Origin of the sequence: Paenibacillus sp. NAIST15-1 (genome assembly GCF_001894745.1) — a bacterium.
In the GTDB taxonomy this organism is placed as follows: domain Bacteria; phylum Bacillota; class Bacilli; order Paenibacillales; family Paenibacillaceae; genus Paenibacillus_B; species Paenibacillus_B suaedae.
Genome location: NZ_BBYF01000001.1, coordinates 781,933 through 799,521 on the forward strand (window position 1 = coordinate 781,933; position 17,589 = coordinate 799,521).

Below are 17,589 nucleotides of genomic sequence, written 5' to 3' on the forward strand. Positions count from 1 at the left end.
GCCTGGGGGCAAAACATATGGGAAAAAAAGTTCTTTCAAGCGGATATGCAGGCAAACTGTTTGAACAAATCTATGACTATATTCTGGATCGAATCCGTCGCGGAGAATGGAAGCCGCATGAGAAACTCCCCTCCATCCGCTCGCTGGCGATGGAATTCAATGTACATCGACTGACAGTCTATAAAGCCTATCAGCTATTAAAGGAAAATCGGATCGTTGAAGCGAAGGACAAATCCGGCTATTATGTGAGACTGAACGGCAGTCTTCCTACGGATTCGCTGCATAATCCGATCATATCCGCTTACGTGCATGAGAGCCATCTTTCTGAAATTCATCAGGTGCAAGCCGAATATGTACTGTCAAAATCGCTGCTCGATCCGAACCTGCTCCCTAATCTTTATTTTTCGGAATATGTGAAGCAAGTGTTCGATTTGTATCCCAAAATGCTCGGCACCTACTTTACCGTGCAAGGAGACCAGGAGCTGCGGGTTGCATTGTGCCGTTACTTTACCGATTGCCACCGGTTTCACTTGTCAGCAGACGAATTGTTGATCACTTGTGGATCGCAGGAGGCCATGGATTTGGTTGCCCGAGCACTGGTCAAGCCGAGAGATGCCGTTATGTTGGAGCGTCCTACCTACAGCACGGCAATTGATATTTTCAGAAGACAAGGCGCAGCTATCGTTCCGGTTGAGATTCACCCGTACGGCTACGATTTGGAGCAGGTAGAGAAACTGATGCAAGCCTACAAGCCGCGGCTGTTTTATCTGAATCCCACTTTTCAAAGTCCAACAGGCTATGTCGTACCCGCCGAACAAAGGAAAAGGCTCGTTGAGCTTGCCGAGCGGTATCAATGTTTGCTACTAGAGGACGATCCTTACCGCGACATTTATTTTGGCGAAGAACCTCCACGGCCTCTTTTTGCTTACGATACGGCAGGATGGGTCATCTATCTTCGCAGCTTCAGCAAATATATCGCTCCGGGCCTCGGCATCGCCATCGTTGCGTGCCGCCCTTCCATCATGAACTACCTGATAAAAGCCAAATTGTTGTCGGACAGCGGGACGCCTTTGGTGAATCAGAAAATTTTCCTGCATTATTTTTTCTCCGAGCGGCTGCAGCAGCATATGGAGAAGCTTCGCATTGCGCTTGCGGTTCGCAAGGATATCGTAGAACAGGAGTTGTCCGCTACCGACTGGCAATGGAACTCCCCTGCAGGCGGATTCAACTTATGGGTGAAGCTTCCGGAAACGGTGGAGATTGAACGTTTACTCCGTACATGCATAAACCAATCAATCACCTTTGTACCCGGAGCGATTTGCGATCCGCTCAAGGAGTACAAATCATGGATACGCCTCAGCTATTCCTATCTGAATGAGCAGCTATTGAGAGAAGGCATCCAGAAGATTGTCGAATTATCACACGGGGATAGCCGTTCATCTAAGAAACAATAACAAAATAATTACCTTAATCATTATTTAACAACAAAGCAAAAACTCCATTTTGAAAAAGATTGATCAAAATGGAGTTGCTCTTTTTAGTTAACGATGAGATTTTTCCACACTATATCCAGTTTATCATTTAAAACTACTCAAATTATCTCCTAAAGCTACAACATGCCATTCGACCTTAGGACAAATGAGAGACGTTCAACTGATTAATATTATGCATAATTGCACTGTATAGAAAATCTGCTAAATCCTCATTGCTATATTGATTAATGTAGTTTTTGAATCGTGTATCGAATTTGTATGTATTGGCAATGCAAGCCAGTAACTCCGAATCACATGTCATGACTTGCATTAGACTTTTCTTCCACTCTTCGATTAATCGTTGCACCTCAACGGAGGAAGGAGACTGATTGATACAAGACGCAATTTTTTTGAATATTTCTTCCATGGATTGTTCAAATTCATAAGACCATTTCTCTTTTTCATCTAGTGATAATTTTTCCAACTTTTCATTAAACACTTTGTATGCCTCTGTTTCACCATAAATGAATCTCGCCTCATTTGCGTATTGTTCTTTCAATGGCAAAACGGAAGAATTGTTGAAAATATGCAAATTACTAACATCATTCCCCGAAACGTATTCTTCGAGAGCATCCATGATTGTTTCTAGTCTTTGTTTTCTCGATAATAAGATTTGTCTCTGTTTCTTTAGTAACTGTTTCTGTTCTTCCTTGGTCAGCTTTAAAATATCCGCTATTTCTTTCAAAGATAAATCCATTTCCTTTAAGAACAAAATGGTTTGAAGTTTTTCTAAACTGCTTCGATCATATAGGCGATACCCGTTTTCCGTCAGGTGTGACGGTTTAAATAAATGGATTCTATCGTAATAATGCAGAGTCCGAGCTGTAATGCCTGTAATCTGAACAATATCTTTAACAGCTAATAATGGTTTCTTCATCCCAAAATCCTTTTATTTCGTCTAGTATTTGAGCAGCTGGCGTTATTGTTGCCTCAAAGATCGTTTTTCCTGTTTCTCTTAAATAATATTGGATTAGATAATATCCGCAAGCGTAGCCAGCGCTATAAGGCATATTGACCGGTTTAAAGTTTTGAAGCTTTGCGATCTCGTCACCATAAAGATACGGAGCAAATTGATCAAACCCAGTTAATTGCAATTGCTCTCTAAGCACAGGCTTTATACGCCTGTTAAGTGTTTCTGCGTTTGTTTTCGTTACCCAAGGGCCGAGCAATTCTTCTCCAAACAAGAACGTAGCATAGTTTTCAGCCAATCCTTCACTTACAATTAGTTCGCCCAAATTAATGGTGTGATCCCACTGAATAAATTGATATCGCACATTATGGTTGCATTCGTGCGCCAGCGCAGCCTTCATTCGAGGAATCGTGTACTCATTTGGCACAAGTGTACACATGATAAAACCAGGAATCCCCCCATCGCCGCTATATCCTTCGCTTAACATTAAGGAACGACTTCCCGGATTCCCTAGCTGAATGGTAAACAAATAATCGGATACGGGGAGGCTTATTTCATGTTCTATAAATAGACGAAGGCTTTTCTTAACAGCGTGCTCACACTCTAACCAAAAAGAATCTGACGAAATCAACTCTATCTCAGGTAAAATCTGATGAGTAATCTGATCTGGGGATCGATTCATCATACTATTCAACATAATAACATCAAACCCATGCGGTTCATCAGCTTTAAAAGGAATCTGTTGGATTTCCCATTTTCTCATAAAGGGAGCCATCATTTCGTTTCTGAATAATTCAAGCTTTTCCTCGGGCGATGCTTGAGCAACTTTTTGATAAATATAATCTGAACGCATTGATTTTATGTTCATATCTCTCACCCCTAGTTATTTATAGTGAGAATTATGCACTATGACGTAACGTCATAGTCAAGTATTTTGGATCAAATATATTTATCAAACTATCCTGGTATTGCTTAGTGAGGCCAAGGCAGTCTAACACTTTATTTTTTCAGTTCCTTCGGACACCATTAATATTAATAACCTTGATAAAAGAACAACAAAAAAAGAGCGTGTTTTGAAAAAAGATTGTTCAAAACACGCTCTTAACATATTCTATTGAAAACTCACTTAGAAATTCCTTCAATCAAATGACCAGACTTGCATTGACGGCACTTCGTGGTGCGCTCGACGCGTAAGGTACGCAGATTTAGGAGATCGGGTCGGTTTCCACGATCACCTTGACATTTTGGATGTACCGATCTTCCGGCCCTTTCACCGGAAGCCCCACATCCACATGATCGACAATGTAATCGATGTTGTCCTGGGAGATCACTTCGCCCGGCAGCAGGATTGGAATACCCGGCGGATAGACATATATGAACTCGGCAATGATTCGACCGGCTGATTCCTTGAACGGAATGACTTCGGTATCTCCGTAAAATGCATCCCTTGGAATCAGGGAGAGATGAGGAATTTCCGGGATCTTCACGATTAGCTCATTTGCAGTGTTCACGTTGTAATACGTTCCAGCTAGCTCACGGAGAGCTGTAAGCAGTACCGACACCGTTTCCTCATTGTCGCCCGGGGTTACCAGGCAGAGGATGTTGTACATATCGCTGAGCTCGACCTCAATGTTATAATGCTCACGCAGCCAGTTTTCCGTTTCAAAGCCTGTAATGCCCAGATGGCGGACATGGATGGTGAGTTTGGTCGGATCATAATCAAAGGTGGCCTCGTCCCCAAGGATTTCTTCCCCGAAGCAGTACAGACCTTCCATTTCATTAATGCTGCGGCGGGCTTTTTGGGCAAGATCAATCGTTCTTTGCGCCATGTCATGGCCGTTAATCGCTAGATTGCGTCTGGATGTATCCAATGATGCAAGCAGCACGTATGAAGTAGAAGTTGTTGTCAGCATACTGATGATTGTCTGCACGCGCTGAGGATTCACATAGCCGTTTTTTGTATTCAGGTTGAGAACCGAGCTTTGTGTCATAGAACCCCCAAGCTTATGCACACTAGTTGCGGCCATATCCGCACCGGCTTCCATAGCGGACATCGGCAGATCCTCATGGAAATGGATAAGTACCCCATGCGCTTCGTCTACGAGCACTGGAACATGGCGGCTGTGGGCAAGATCGACGATTTCCTTCAGATTGGCGCATACGCCGAAGTATGTCGGGTTAATAACCAGAACCGCTTTAGCATCCGGATGGCGATCCAGTGCACGCTGTACGGATTTGGTTGTAATGCCGTGATCGATTCCAAGATTCTCGTCGCGAACCGGAGATATGAATACTGGCTTCGCGCCGGAGAAAATGATGGCGGACATGATCGATTTGTGCACATTGCGTGGTACGATAATTTTGTCCCCAGGCGAGCATGTAGACAAAATCATGGTCATTATGGCACCACTCGTCCCCTGTACGCTGAAATAAGTATAATCTGAGCCAAATGCGTCGGCTGCAAGCTTCTGCGCTTCTTCAATAACACCGGTAGGCTGATGGAGATCATCCAGCGGCGCAATGTTAATCAAATCTATGGATAGGGCACTATCGCCTATAAACTCTCTGAACTCACTGTCAGTTCCTACGCCCTTTTTATGACCGGGAATATGAAATTGTACGGGATTGCTCGCCGCATGTTCTTTCAGAGCTGTAAATAGCGGCGTGTTACGGTGGTCCATTTTATGCTGTCACAACCTTTCTAAGCAGTTCCGGCTCGAAATCTTTCCATTTTACGCCGAATAGCAGATACATGTCCTTTTGACCGACTTCAGCCAAGTTATATTCACGCTTAATTCCCGTTATTCATTAAGCTAGTCTCATCTTAAAATCCTGATAACCGAACTCGCGCACGACGCGGCAATTCCCATCCTTCTCCTGCACGGCGATGGCCGGCAGCGGCATGCCGTTGAAGGTATTGGTTTTGACCATGGAGTAGATCGCCATATCTTCAAAAACTAATCTGTCGCCGCTCTTGAGAGGCTGATCGAAGGAATAGTCTCCGATGACATCGCCCGTAAGGCAGGTCGGACCACCGAGTCGGTAAGCGTATGGCTTCTCCCCGAATTCGCCCGAACCGACCAGAGGTGGACGATAAGGCATTTCCAGAACATCCGGCATATGACAGGTAGCCGACGTGTCCACGATTGCAATCTCGATGCCGTTGCGATGGATATCCAACACGGAAGTGACCATATAGCCCGCGTTAAGCGCGATGGCTTCTCCGGGTTCGAGGTATACTTCCAAGCCGTATTTATTTTGCATTCGCGTTATGCAAGCTTCGAGCTTCCGGATATCGTAGTCTTCTCTCGTGATATGGTGACCGCCGCCGAAATTGATCCATTCCATTTGCGGCAGCCAAGGTCCGAACTTGTCTTCAACCGCATTCAGCGTGGTCTCCAAATCGTCCGAGTTCTGTTGGCAAAGGGTATGAAAGTGCAACCCCGAAACGCCTTCCAGCAGTTCCGGCTGGAAATCCTCCCGTTTGACGCCAAATCTTGATCCCGGCGAACAAGGATCATAGATCTCATGCCCCACTTGCGTTGAACATTCCGGATTGATACGAAGGCCAATTTTTCTGCCAGCAGCAAGAGCCTTCGCTTTATACTTTTCCAACTGGGAGAAGGAATTGAAGATGATGTGGTCGCAAATGGAAATAATCTCATCGATCTCATCTTCACGGTAAGCAGGGGCAAAGACATGATTTTCTTTGCCCATTTCTTCGTGACCCAGTCGTGCTTCGAATAATCCGCTCGCGGTCGTACCGCTTAAGTATTTTCCGATGAGCGGATACATCGCAGTCATGGAGAAAGCCTTTTGCGCCAGTACAATTTTGGCTCCCGTACGCTGCATAACGCCGTTCAATATTTTCAGGTTTTTCTCGATGAGTGCTTCATCGACTACAAAACAGGGTGTCGGTAATTCCTCGAACCGCATCTTAACGAACGAGCTCCGGCTCTTTAGCTTCCTCAGGCAAGGCGTCAACCAGCACAGGGTTGAAGTCTTCTACCCATGGAAGTCCCCATTTGTTCAGCTCCTCCATGAATGGATCCGGATTGAACTCTTCGACATTGTATACGCCCGGTTTGTTCCATTTGCCGGTGAGGATCATCGCCGCGCCGATCATGGCAGGAACGCCCGTTGTATAGGAGATGGCTTGGGAGCCCACTTCCTTATAGCACTCTTGGTGGTCGCAAACATTGTAGACATAGTACGTCTTGTCTTGGCCGTCTTTCTTCCCTTTGAAGATACAGCCGATGTTCGTTTTGCCTACTGTACGAGGTCCAAGGGAGGACGGATCCGGAAGTACAGCCTTCAGGAATTGAAGCGGAATGATTTGTTTTCCTTCGTATTCGATTGGTTCGATGGAGGTCATTCCTACGTTTTCAAGCGCCTTCAAATGCATGAGATAACTTTGGCCGAAAGTCATGAAGAAACGGATGCGTTTCAGACCAGGGATGTTTTGCGCAAGAGACTCGAGCTCTTCATGGTACAGCAGATACATGTCCTTTTGGCCGACTTCTGCAAAGTTATATTCACGCTTAATTTCCATCGGTTTTGTTTCGATCCATTCCCCGTTTTCCCAGTAGCGGCCATTGGCAGACACTTCTCGGATATTGATTTCCGGGTTGAAGTTGGTTGCGAAAGGATAACCGTGATCCCCGCCATTGCAATCCAGAATGTCGATATATTCGATTTCGTCAAAGTAGTGTTTCAACGCATAAGCCGAGAATACGCCGGTTACGCCAGGGTCGAATCCGCTGCCGAGCAGTGCTGTAATTCCTGCTTTTTCGAAGCGTTCCCGATATTCCCACTGCCATTTGTATTCGAATTTCGCCGTATCTTCCGGCTCATAGTTTGCCGTATCCATATAATGTGTTCTGGTAGCCAGGCAGGCATCCATGATCGTCAAATCCTGGTAAGGCAGAGCCAAGTTCATCACGATATCCGGTTTGACTTCGTTAATCAGAGCGATCAGCTCTTCAACGTTATTGGCATCAACCTGTGCGGTTGTAATTTTCGTTTTGCCGCCGTCCAGTTTGGCTTTCAGATCATCGCATTTGGACTTCGTACGGCTGGCGATGCAGATTTCTTCGAAGACCTCGCTGTTTTGAACGCATTTATGAACTGCTACAGATGCTACGCCACCGGCGCCAATGATTAGTGCTTTTCCCATTTTTCAATCTCCTCACCGAATTCAATTTTTTTCACTGTAAAAACGGCAACAAAAAAAGCAAGTGAAACACGCACCATGCGCATCACACTTGCTTGATATATTTAAAAAATAAGATATTCCCAATAAACATGACAGAACAAACTCCTAGCGTGCTTATCAGTCACCCCTAGGACTCATCGTTTCATGGAAGAGCTCTTATATTCAAATATATTTTGTTAGGATCAGAGTCTATATAGCAAATAATGCCTTTACCACTCTTATTGACCGTTTCACAAGTTGTGTGCGTATTGCACTGGTTGTAAAGTAACCAACTTATAAAATTTGAGCTTTTAACTCAATCAATAAGGCAACGAAAAGTTGCCAGTCGGCATTTGACCCGGCTGTCCGTATGGCCTTAACTTCCAGAGAGGAAGTGGTCAAAGTTTATCTGCTTGGAAAGATCCTACATATATATTGAATATTCGCTTTCCAAAATTAATGCTTCTTCATAATAGCAGGATCGGAATTAATGATCAAGAAGAAATTTCAAAAAAATCAAAGCGTCTTTCCTGCATACGTTGACAACTAATCATGGACATATGTGCATAAATTTGACTAAATCTATGTTTTGAATATCTTGCTTCCCGGTGCCAAGTGAAAAGACAGTGGTACTTGGCAGCCAGCTTCACCAATCCACACTGCACTTTATGACAGTTACGCTGGTATAAATTTCCCATGTAAAAATCCCCCCCATTAACCTATATTTTTCGTAAATAAAAAGAATCCATTTTAATAAAACATTGATCAAAACGGATTCATGCTTCGACCACGCTCATTGAAGAATAAGCGGTTATTAGGCAGCTTTCAGGTGAAAAATGTTTACCCTAATAAGGATGAATCCGGATTCCGTGGGATTCAGGCTTACTAAGGAAGAAGCTAGAAAGATTGCTACCCAGTTATTAATAGCAACTGAGGTATCCGATGAAATCTTTTACAAGAATCACGCAAGACCAATCGAGTTTGGTTGCTCGATATACTCGATATAATGGAGGTAAAAAGAATAATGAAGATGTTCAAGCATAGGATCACCGGGCAGTCTGAAGATATATAACATTTATTTCCTTAATAAATAAACAAATTAAGTAGAATATAAATATCAGGAGGTGACAAAACATGAACAATGAAAAGCAAAGAGATCCCCACCACCACACTGACCCGGCAGAGGGAAAATATTGTACAAATGAGGGAGAAAGAGTTTGTACTACTGGTGACTATTATTTAGTATGTGAAAATAATCATTGGAAAGCTGTACATGGATATTGTGAAAGCGATAAGGCCTGAGAAATCAGGTCTTTTTTACGGGCTATTGTTCTATAATTCTATTAGCTAATTCTACTGTTTTTGGATCACGCTTAGACTTTGCCCTTATAAACTCCCCAATCCGTATATTCATATTTTTACAATAAAAAAACTAAACTAAGAAGTCGGAACCGTACGCTCTAGCTGGATATTCATCATTGTATACTGGTAGGGATACTATTTCCGTAGCAAGTGTTAATGTCGAATCGGTCACATATTGAAACACTTGATTAATATAAATCATCCGTATTTCACCTTCTCTAAATTACCTTCATCAATACACTTAATATCAATTGTTTGCTCTAAATCAATCTTGCAAGTAAGTGATAAAATAGTGTAACGCCACTTCCAAAGGTAAGTGTGTATCTGTATCAAACTCATTAGTAATTTCACGGATACTTCGTGAATTATTCAATAGGCGATTCATAAGAGACATGGATAAATCCTCAATATTTTGGTCACCCATTTCTTGATATACATCATAGCTGCGGGTATCAAAAAAATCATAGATACAATTTAATATTTCTAACCATTATCTTATGAATTTCCTCCTCTATTACAGTTGCCCAATTAATGCTTCTTCGCTTCCAATATTCCCGTTCAATTTCAAACTTCTCTAACACACGTTCTTCTAACAGCTTATCTTTCATTTATATAGTATGAGCGACTTCAAATACACCTTGCCCCTTATCAACTGTTAATAAAAAGTCCATTGTCTGCCAGTTTTTATACCTTTTAATCTTGTTGACCGACCTAATGAGGAAACATCTTGAATTTTAAGCCAAGGCTGATATTCTGCCCCACTGCCAGTTCCTCGACCCTCTTTAATCCACTTATCAATTTTAGATGTTCTTTTTCTTTTCGACACAAAAACACCCCTTTAGATAATCATATCCAAAGGGGCAAAGCTTCGCAGTTTTTTTATAAACGTCGCGACTTTATTTTAAATCCACAAAATAATGTAGCTTTTGAACAAAGTTCGATTAAAAGTAAGTTGCAAATGCTGATTTTATATACGAAAGAAACCAACTGTTTTGAAACAAAGTTTGATCAAACAGTTGGTTCTTTATTTATCTAGTTTGATTTTTATAAAAAAGATTGATTATTTCTGGATTCGAATCTTCAATTAAAGCACCCGTTAGTTGAAGAAACGTATCTACTTAAATTCATTTGCAAATGCACCATTTTCGTTATGCAATAAATATCTTTTATCATTAACAACATTATGGTAATCAATCTCTAAAAAATATGTTGCTTTACTTAGAACGTCATAAAAGAAAGGAACAAACTCCAAATCTTTAAAAACATAAATTTCTATTTGTTCATCATTATTTCTATATGCTTCAAATATACGATGGTTTCCATTGATACAATAAGGTTTGTTGTTGGTTAAATATCGACTCTGAAGTACCATTACAGGATTTTTATGATTGGGTTTTATTCGGTTTGGGTCTTTATTTATGTTACCTTGGTCAACAGCTTCAATTATATTCGATGGAGAAGTCTTTATGGGTTTAATGTTTTTTTCTTTTATAAATGTAGTAGCCCCGTCTATGTCTAAGGTATACTCAAATACCCCAGTCGTGAACTCTGCATATAACGAGAATGTCTCCTGACCAATGGGATGTATCACTGGGTAAGTTTCATCTAGAAGAGTTTGGTTTAAAATATCAGTCCATTTTGAGGCAACTTCAGCCCCATAGCTGGATTCTTTCCGCATTACTTGAATGCGTGAAATAAAGTGTTTAAAAGGTTTGAATTCCTGAGACTCTTTTTCGAATAATTCTATTTCACTTACCATTTAATATCCCCTTTGCTATTTTATATCCTCATGCTTCCATACTTATTAGAAGGATGTGGAATATTAAAATCAGGAGAATAAGTTTGTTTTTCGAAAAGAATTCTTGCTACATTTCTATGTTGAACAGTCCAAAACTTTAAATCGATCTCTCCTCTGTGGCGTAATAATTAAAGTGCAGTTGGCAACACATCGTAGGGGGAAAGATTACCCCCAATGTTCGTTCATCAAAACTACTTTAGTTAATTTAAAAACCTCCTGAAAAGTAATATCACTCCACAAACTTAATCGCTTAAGTTAATGGTAAAATTATACTACACCAAACCTATTCGAACTTACAACCATTTTATTTATATTTTGATATAAAAACACTTCATTCGTTAAGTGACACTCTTCTACAGTCATATTGACATATTTGTTTATAAAATGTTAACCTTTGAGAAAATAATTACAATAAGGTGAGAAATCAAATGAAAAAGCCTACTATGAAAGATATTGCTCAAAGGGCTAATGTTTCAGTTGCGACAGTAAGCTATGTATTAAATAATGTCGATAATCAAACCATCCCTGAATCCACAAGATGTAAAATTACTCAAATCGCCAAAGAACTCGATTATACTCCTAACTTGACAGCACGTTCGCTTGCAAGAAAAAAACAGGTTTGGTAGGTATTCTTATCAATAAAGACTCTTACATGCCTTATTGGAAAAGGGCGAACCACTATTCAATTGTGAACAGCTTAGAGGGCTTGATCACAAATGCTGGATATCACACTCTGCTAGTTTCTTTGGATTTGTCGAATCCCTCACTAGATGTCATCATAGAGAGAAGCTTGGATGCTGTCTTTCTTATTAATGTTAAAGACGACATGTTCTATAGCATATCTTCCAAATTCGTTGAAGGAATTCCATTAATCGTTATTGATAGCCTTATCGAGGATAAACTCTTTAAGCAGGTCACATACGATTATCAATCAGCATTACAATTGGCCGCTAGTACGATCCAAACCCCGTATTGTTTAATAATGGAGAGTTATAATAACAATTCTTTGGTCAGTTATATTCAGAAAAGCTTAAACATAGCGGTTGAAGCCATTTTCACTGTAAACACTCTTCCAGATTTAAAAACTCTATTGAAACAGAATATGTATGAACATGCAATTGTTATAAACGAATTTATCGGTAACCATGTCGAAAAATTAAATCATTTTACTAGTTTGACAGTTATTTGTACCTGTAGTTGCCCAGAAATATTATCAAACAAGACACGAAAGATTACATTCCAAGAGGATAAATCCTCCGTATCATTTCGTAAGATGGAAGATATACTAAAAAATGTTGCATACAACACACAGAACGAAAATAAATATTTTCTTAAAGTAAATAATTAATTTTTTTAATCACTTAAACGTTTAAGTTCAGGGGGGGGGGGGTAATCTACGTGCATACACAAATTTCTGTAAGAGAGTCCGAACAAGCTGCTGTCAATTCGTTCCCTACTCTTTGGAAAAACAGACAATACAACTTATTGCTTATGGCCTTTACGCTTTCTTTATTCGGCAATTCTTTTCACAATATCGCACTAAACCTATGGATATTAACTAAGACTGGTAGTGCGAAGATGATGACTGTTGTTCTTGTGACTAACCTCGTTATAAGTTCGCTACTCGGTCCAATTGCAGGTACAGTCGCTGACAGATTTAATCGTCGGAAAATTATGCTAATCTCGAATCTAAATAGATGCGGGTTTGTATTAATCGCCGCCTTTTGCATATCCGTCCCAAATATCCCTATTTTCATTATTGTTATTCTAACTGGGCTTGTAACAGCTATAGGTTTATTTCACTCTCCAGCTTTTCATGCATCACTTGTCAATATCGTTGGCAAAGAACATATTCAGAGAGCTGTTGGATTGATGAATATTTCTGAAAACATTTCAAGAATAGTGGGGTTTGCAGTTGGAGGCATTTTCGTTACAGCCTTCGGTGGGGTTTGGGCTATCATCTTCGATGGTTTAACATTTCTTATTTCATTCGCTTTAATTTTTATTGCTGGTTCATTTCCAACTCCAACTTACAAAGAGTCTGAAAAAAAGAAATTTAATGAGGACCTAATCACTGGATTCCGTTATATTTGGAAGGATCCTTTTGCAAAAGCGGTTACTATACTTTCACCTGTACTCGCGCTGTTCTTTATGTCTTCGCTTATGTTAACTCAAGTCATGGCTGTTAAAGTATGGAATGCAGATCCTTTTCAATTTGGTTTAATTGAATCCTCGATTCCTATGGGATATATGTTAGGGGCGGGGATAATCGTAGTTTTTGGATCAAAATTAATAAAAAGAGGTAAGTTCGTAATAATAAATCTATTGCTGATGGGACCCGGTTACATATTTCTCTCTTTTTCTTCCTCAGTTTTGGTCGCTATTCCCATTATCTTATTAATAGGATTCATGTTTTCGTTTTGCACGATGTTAATAAATATAATCTTAAGGCTCGAAGTATCTGAAGAACTCCAAGGTAGAGTTTTTGGAATATTAGGTTCGTTAATGAGTGTCGCTCCTTCCTTAGGCTTAGGCTTAGCTTCTTATTTCGCTGATCTCTATGGTTCCGATTCAGTGATGTTTGTAATTGGATGTATGCTTCTGGTATTCGGTGGCATTTCTTCTATATGGTTAAAAAATATCAGAGAATATAATTAAACTTTAAAGAGCATTTTGCATAAACAGTGCTCCTTTCTAGACTAAGGATTTCTGAACAAAAGGGACTCCTCCTAGAATTAGAGTAATTATAAAGTTATGGAACTAGAAGACCGCGAGAGGAACACTATATAATCCAAAACGTCCATTTTCCTTTAAAGTGCTTTAAAAACTTGAATCCAAAGAAAGATTGCCTATCTTTGTTAACTCCATTGACTTACACCCCTATACCAAAGTATTGAGAAAAACTCGCTTCGAGATACCTGTGGTCATTGTAGGCAACTTTATGTGCTGCTTGCTGCACCGCTAGAGAACATGTTACATTCACTGTTCTGCGTTACCTTTTTGACATGGATCTTCGCTTTCGTTACCAGTGCAGACTTTGACTGATCGAAAGGCTCCATCCATAGCAACCTTAAGCCTTATATTTAACGATTTGACGAACAAATGGTTGGCCAAGCGTCTATTAGAAGAGCTGATCGTTAAGTCTGGGTGAGGAAACTGAATCATATCGAGGAGGCTTAATTGAGTACCGTCAGTCTCATTCTTTATTATCTCAGTCTACATTTTTATTTTTTTACTAGTCTACAACATAATTATTAAGTATAAAGCTTTATTTTCTTTGGACAGCTATCATCAAAGTTTCTTCAAGTGGGGGGAGTGAAAATTGCTCTCGAATATCCGATACCCCTTCTGAATAATCCAGAAGGGGTATCGGAAAAAAGCTCGTGTCGTCGGCCAGTAGTCCAACCTATGCCGCGAGTCGCTCTCCCTTGCGAGGGAACATCTTGAACACTAAGCCATGGAAGATAGTCCTTTCCATTACCTTGACCTGTTCCTTCTTTAAGAAATCGCTCTATCTTAGCTTGTGTAATCTCACGTTTCCGCTTAGCCATTCATTCCACTCCCAATCTATAAAAAAATGAGGCTACCTAAAGGTAGCCCCACAAAAAGAGGAGTCGTGTTGTTATTCTAGATGTCGAATCTAAGACTGTAGAAGAGCTACTAGTAGCAGTATGTCCGTATCTGTGAGTCTAATACTTTATTTTCTCAGTCTACAACTTTTTTTCCTAGTCTAATACTTTATTTTTCAGTCTAACACTTTATTTTCTTCTGACAAATAACTGTAGCTTTAAAATAATGTTTGATAATTTCATACTTAAAAACCCTTGATTCCCCATTAAACTAATCAAGGGTTTTAACAATTATGATTGATAAAAAATGCAGAAAACGCTTGATACTTAAGTAGTTTTTTAGAACAAAGTTTGATAAAATTAAAACTCAATTTTAAATTATAACAAAGCCTGATCAACTTATTACAAAAAAATCACTTTAATTCATCACTTTATAAAACTACGAGTCTACACTCTTTCTATCATTATTTTATTGAATGATTCAACTTTGGTTATTGCATTAGAGAAAAGTAACTCTCTTTCTTTTCGTTTGTTTTGAGCTGAGTACTGTAAAGAATATTGATACTGAGGAACATCTTTATAAATATCAATAATTGCTTGATGATGGTCATAAGTTGTTATCCAATGATATTCTCTTAACTCTATAATTGAGTTATATAAATCCACATGATCTTGATGCTCAAATGAATTTGTGTATAATTTATTTCCTTGCATATAATAAGGCGGATCAAAAAAAATAAACGTATTTTGAGGATCAAGATTTTTAATATTTTGATCAATTAATATATTTGCATCCTGATTGAATAACATTATTTGATCTTTCTTCGAAACAATATTCTGAATTTTCTGTATTAAATTCGGCTTATTGTATCGACAATCAATTTTGTATTTCCCAACTTGACTTCTCCCGCCTATTACTCCCCCCGAAATAATACCACTTCTATTAGTCCGATTCAAAAAAAATGTTGAAAAACCGTTTTCTATAGAATAAGGATCATTTTTGTAAATTTCGTTTATCTTCTTTTGTTTGTTCCAACTTTCTATCGTAACATCCGTATTCTCTATTAATGATATAAATAACTCGTGATAATTTAAAATGGAGTACCAAAAAGCATGAATTGAAGGGTCAATATCGTTGATAATAATTTTATCTACAATTCCCTTTAATAATAATGATATAGAAATTCCAGCTCCACCGGAAAATGGTTCAACATAAATTGTGTTATTTACATTGTTGATCAATAACAGATTAGTGACGAACTTTGATAATTGTGTCTTCCCCCCTGGGTATCTTAATGGTGTATCAGTTACCGGCATATTGTTCACTTATAAACAAACTCTTTTTATTCTTCCATGCTGAAGAGGGGATATTATATGCTACATATGTTTTTCGAAAAACAGCATGCAAATTATTATAAAAACCTTGAAGTTCATTTCTATTATCTTCATCTTGAACCCATTCGAGGAAAATCTTTTCAAAAATATTCTTGTGTCTACGATATAGCTTCTTGTTTTCTTGTCTTCTCATACCTTTGACAGAATCACCTCTCTCTTCCTTACTTGAAATGGTTTCTAACATAGTATCAATTTCATTATATATTTCTTTTGCAACATCAATTGTAAACCCATCATCCTTTACATGCGCTCTCTCTACACTCCAAAATTTCTCGTGTTTCGGGTCATTAATTAGTTTGCATAAATATGAAAATATAAGTTCTTCAGGATTCTTACCACCTGGCAAAATAACTATATTTTTACTCAAATCGTTTTGTGAATCTCCATCAAGAATACAGATAGCTTTCAGTACATTATCAGTAAGAAGAGAATCATTAAAGATACTTTTAAGATTATCACACCCCATGTTACCTTCTATCAAATGGAAATAATCTCGTATTTTAGTGAACTCTCTATCTAAATCTGAGTAACACATGAATAATATTTCAAGAAGATCTCTTGCTTCCTTATCTTCTGTAAAGATGGGAATTTTATTATTATCCATTTGTCCCTTTGTAATTTGTCTCAAATACATATTTATCGAAAACATATCTATATCATTAACAACGCTTACCTTATTTTGTTCATTTAATAAATAAATAACTTTTGCTTTTTGTTTTATTCCATAATCAATCAAAGTCAAGCTATGTGTTGTGAAAACTATCTGTATTCCGTAATCTGAGGAATACTTCTCCAATATTTTAAATAATTTTATTTGATAAGAAGGATGCAAGGTTGCATCAAGTTCATCAATTAAAAGTAAACTCTGAATTTCAGAGCTCTCATATATACTGTGTTTATGGAGTTCATCATAATAATATTGCAGCGATACTAATGCAGTAATTATAATGTATAAATTATCTTCTCCTGCTGATATCGTATTAGAATCAATACCAGTAATACTAGTAGAGAATTCTGCACGTTTCTTAAGATCTCCAATATTATTATAAGATTGATGACTAACTTTTACACTTGTAAAATCCTCATACAAATCATTAATGGTTTGTATGTATTTATCCGGCAATCTTTTATTTATTTCACTGATATAATTATTTTTTAATTCTCTTCTTAAAATTGATTTAACGCTTTTCAACGAAGCTTCATCTAACTTTTTACTGAGTTTTTCAATAATAGAATCTAAGTTAAGCTCATGATATTCACCATAGGAAATTAATCGAGATAGCCCTAAATAAATTACAGGTAATACAGGTAATGACTCCTTCTTATTTTTACCATAAGGGGGTTTAATAGCGTATCTTGAGTTTATAGATGAATTATGTTTTCTAAACTCTAATTTACTACCATTAAAATATTCAACTTCTAGTATTGCTCCCTTTGTATTATTAGTCGGGTCATTATACTCTTTGTCTCCTCTACTTAACGATTCAATTTTGGGATTCATTTTGTTATTTATTTTGTTTATAACATCTATGCAATCTTTGAGATTATGTGATCCTTTTAATTCTTGATATGAATTTGATAACAAATACAATATTGAGCTTTTACAAGTGCCATTAGTGCCAGAAATAATGTTAATTTTCGGTGAAAGTTCAAATTCAACATCAATTAGTTTTCTGTAGCTTTTGACATATAAATTCTTACTCATTCTCCTAGCTCCTTTATGATATTGCATTTCCTAAATTAGTTGCTATATTCGTAAATCATTTTCTAATCTCAAAATAACTTAATCGATATTTTTTCTCCCTAACCAATACATCTAGTAGTTCTAC

General features: G+C 38.4%; 15 protein-coding genes. 6 read left to right on the top strand and 9 right to left on the bottom strand.

Annotated elements, in window-relative coordinates; genetic code table 11:
• Nucleotides 1-17: 17 nt before the first annotated feature.
• A complete protein-coding gene (locus PBN151_RS03480; RefSeq protein ID WP_072727671.1) occupies nt 18-1,454 on the top strand; it encodes an aminotransferase-like domain-containing protein in 1,437 nt (478 codons plus the stop codon).
• 175 nt (nt 1,455-1,629) lie between these two features.
• Here PBN151_RS03480 and PBN151_RS03485 read toward each other — a convergent pair whose 3' ends face one another.
• The 5 genes from PBN151_RS03485 to PBN151_RS03505 all read right to left on the bottom strand — a co-directional run bounded on the left by PBN151_RS03485 (nt 1,630) and on the right by PBN151_RS03505 (nt 7,618).
• Nucleotides 1,630-2,409: a MerR family transcriptional regulator gene (locus PBN151_RS03485; protein WP_072727672.1), complete on the bottom strand. Its 780-nt coding sequence runs from the start codon at nt 2,407-2,409 to the stop codon at nt 1,630-1,632.
• Nucleotides 2,384-3,310, bottom strand: a complete 927-nt coding sequence (locus tag PBN151_RS03490; RefSeq protein WP_072727673.1) for a DUF2268 domain-containing putative Zn-dependent protease — start codon at nt 3,308-3,310, stop codon at nt 2,384-2,386. Before PBN151_RS03490 ends, PBN151_RS03485 begins: the two co-directional genes overlap by 26 nt.
• A 337-nt stretch (nt 3,311-3,647) precedes the next feature.
• Nucleotides 3,648-5,123, bottom strand: a complete 1,476-nt coding sequence (locus tag PBN151_RS03495; protein ID WP_072727674.1) for an aminotransferase class I/II-fold pyridoxal phosphate-dependent enzyme — start codon at nt 5,121-5,123, stop codon at nt 3,648-3,650.
• Nucleotides 5,124-5,250: 127 nt separating this feature from the next.
• A complete protein-coding gene (gene nspC, locus PBN151_RS03500; protein WP_072727675.1) occupies nt 5,251-6,378 on the bottom strand; it encodes a carboxynorspermidine decarboxylase in 1,128 nt (375 codons plus the stop codon).
• Between the two features lies 1 nt (nt 6,379).
• Nucleotides 6,380-7,618, bottom strand: a complete 1,239-nt coding sequence (locus PBN151_RS03505) for a saccharopine dehydrogenase family protein (protein WP_072727676.1) — start codon at nt 7,616-7,618, stop codon at nt 6,380-6,382.
• Nucleotides 7,619-8,770: 1,152 nt separating this feature from the next.
• Between PBN151_RS03505 and PBN151_RS30965 the strand changes: the two genes are divergently transcribed.
• A complete protein-coding gene (locus PBN151_RS30965; protein WP_175560597.1) occupies nt 8,771-8,938 on the top strand; it encodes a hypothetical protein in 168 nt (55 codons plus the stop codon).
• A gap of 521 nt (nt 8,939-9,459) precedes the next feature.
• Here PBN151_RS30965 and PBN151_RS31745 read toward each other — a convergent pair.
• Nucleotides 9,460-9,606: a TnsA endonuclease N-terminal domain-containing protein gene (locus tag PBN151_RS31745; RefSeq protein ID WP_227774335.1), complete on the bottom strand. Its 147-nt coding sequence runs from the start codon at nt 9,604-9,606 to the stop codon at nt 9,460-9,462.
• A gap of 119 nt (nt 9,607-9,725) precedes the next feature.
• On the opposite strand from PBN151_RS31745, the gene PBN151_RS30970 reads away from it, so the two are divergent.
• On the top strand, nt 9,726-10,034 hold the full coding sequence (locus PBN151_RS30970; protein ID WP_175560577.1) for a hypothetical protein: 309 nt from the start codon (nt 9,726-9,728) through the stop codon (nt 10,032-10,034).
• 78 nt (nt 10,035-10,112) lie between these two features.
• Here the strand turns inward: PBN151_RS30970 and PBN151_RS03515 are convergent, their stop codons facing one another.
• Entirely contained in the window at nt 10,113-10,757 is a 645-nt protein-coding gene (locus tag PBN151_RS03515; protein ID WP_072727677.1) for a hypothetical protein, read from the bottom strand.
• A 467-nt stretch (nt 10,758-11,224) separates the two neighbouring features.
• On the opposite strand from PBN151_RS03515, the gene PBN151_RS03520 reads away from it, so the two are divergent.
• The 3 genes from PBN151_RS03520 (at nt 11,225) to PBN151_RS03530 (ending at nt 13,454) form a co-directional block, all read left to right on the top strand.
• Complete coding sequence (locus PBN151_RS03520) at nt 11,225-11,422, top strand: LacI family DNA-binding transcriptional regulator (protein WP_072727678.1); 198 nt, start codon at nt 11,225-11,227, stop codon at nt 11,420-11,422.
• Between the two features lie 62 nt (nt 11,423-11,484).
• Nucleotides 11,485-12,144, top strand: coding sequence for a hypothetical protein (locus PBN151_RS03525; RefSeq protein WP_139295263.1), 660 nt, complete (start codon nt 11,485-11,487; stop codon nt 12,142-12,144).
• 50 nt (nt 12,145-12,194) lie between these two features.
• On the top strand, nt 12,195-13,454 hold the full coding sequence (locus tag PBN151_RS03530; RefSeq protein WP_227774337.1) for an MFS transporter: 1,260 nt from the start codon (nt 12,195-12,197) through the stop codon (nt 13,452-13,454).
• A 1,358-nt stretch (nt 13,455-14,812) separates the two neighbouring features.
• Here the strand turns inward: PBN151_RS03530 and PBN151_RS03540 are convergent.
• Nucleotides 14,813-15,682, bottom strand: coding sequence for a DNA adenine methylase (locus tag PBN151_RS03540; protein ID WP_072727773.1), 870 nt, complete (start codon nt 15,680-15,682; stop codon nt 14,813-14,815).
• Entirely contained in the window at nt 15,669-17,465 is a 1,797-nt protein-coding gene (locus PBN151_RS03545; RefSeq protein ID WP_072727681.1) for an AAA family ATPase, read from the bottom strand. The genes PBN151_RS03540 and PBN151_RS03545 overlap by 14 nt, the downstream gene beginning before the upstream one ends.
• Nucleotides 17,466-17,589 lie beyond the last annotated feature (124 nt).

What these genes read in the sequence shown, in the direction of transcription:
- PBN151_RS03485 (WP_072727672.1), bottom strand. Translation starts at nt 2,409, where the DNA reads ATGAAGAAACCATTATTAGCTGTTAAAGATATTGTTCAGATTACAGGC.
- PBN151_RS30965 (WP_175560597.1), top strand. Translation starts at nt 8,771, where the DNA reads ATGAACAATGAAAAGCAAAGAGATCCCCACCACCACACTGACCCGGCA.
- PBN151_RS03545 (WP_072727681.1), bottom strand. Translation starts at nt 17,465, where the DNA reads ATGAGTAAGAATTTATATGTCAAAAGCTACAGAAAACTAATTGATGTT.
- PBN151_RS03515 (WP_072727677.1), bottom strand. Translation starts at nt 10,757, where the DNA reads ATGGTAAGTGAAATAGAATTATTCGAAAAAGAGTCTCAGGAATTCAAA.
- PBN151_RS31745 (WP_227774335.1), bottom strand. Translation starts at nt 9,606, where the DNA reads ATGAAAGATAAGCTGTTAGAAGAACGTGTGTTAGAGAAGTTTGAAATT.
- PBN151_RS03490 (WP_072727673.1), bottom strand. Translation starts at nt 3,310, where the DNA reads ATGAACATAAAATCAATGCGTTCAGATTATATTTATCAAAAAGTTGCT.
- PBN151_RS03495 (WP_072727674.1), bottom strand. Translation starts at nt 5,123, where the DNA reads ATGGACCACCGTAACACGCCGCTATTTACAGCTCTGAAAGAACATGCG.
- nspC (WP_072727675.1), bottom strand. Translation starts at nt 6,378, where the DNA reads ATGCGGTTCGAGGAATTACCGACACCCTGTTTTGTAGTCGATGAAGCA.
- PBN151_RS03480 (WP_072727671.1), top strand. Translation starts at nt 18, where the DNA reads ATGGGAAAAAAAGTTCTTTCAAGCGGATATGCAGGCAAACTGTTTGAA.
- PBN151_RS03540 (WP_072727773.1), bottom strand. Translation starts at nt 15,682, where the DNA reads ATGCCGGTAACTGATACACCATTAAGATACCCAGGGGGGAAGACACAA.
- PBN151_RS03505 (WP_072727676.1), bottom strand. Translation starts at nt 7,618, where the DNA reads ATGGGAAAAGCACTAATCATTGGCGCCGGTGGCGTAGCATCTGTAGCA.
- PBN151_RS03520 (WP_072727678.1), top strand. Translation starts at nt 11,225, where the DNA reads ATGAAAAAGCCTACTATGAAAGATATTGCTCAAAGGGCTAATGTTTCA.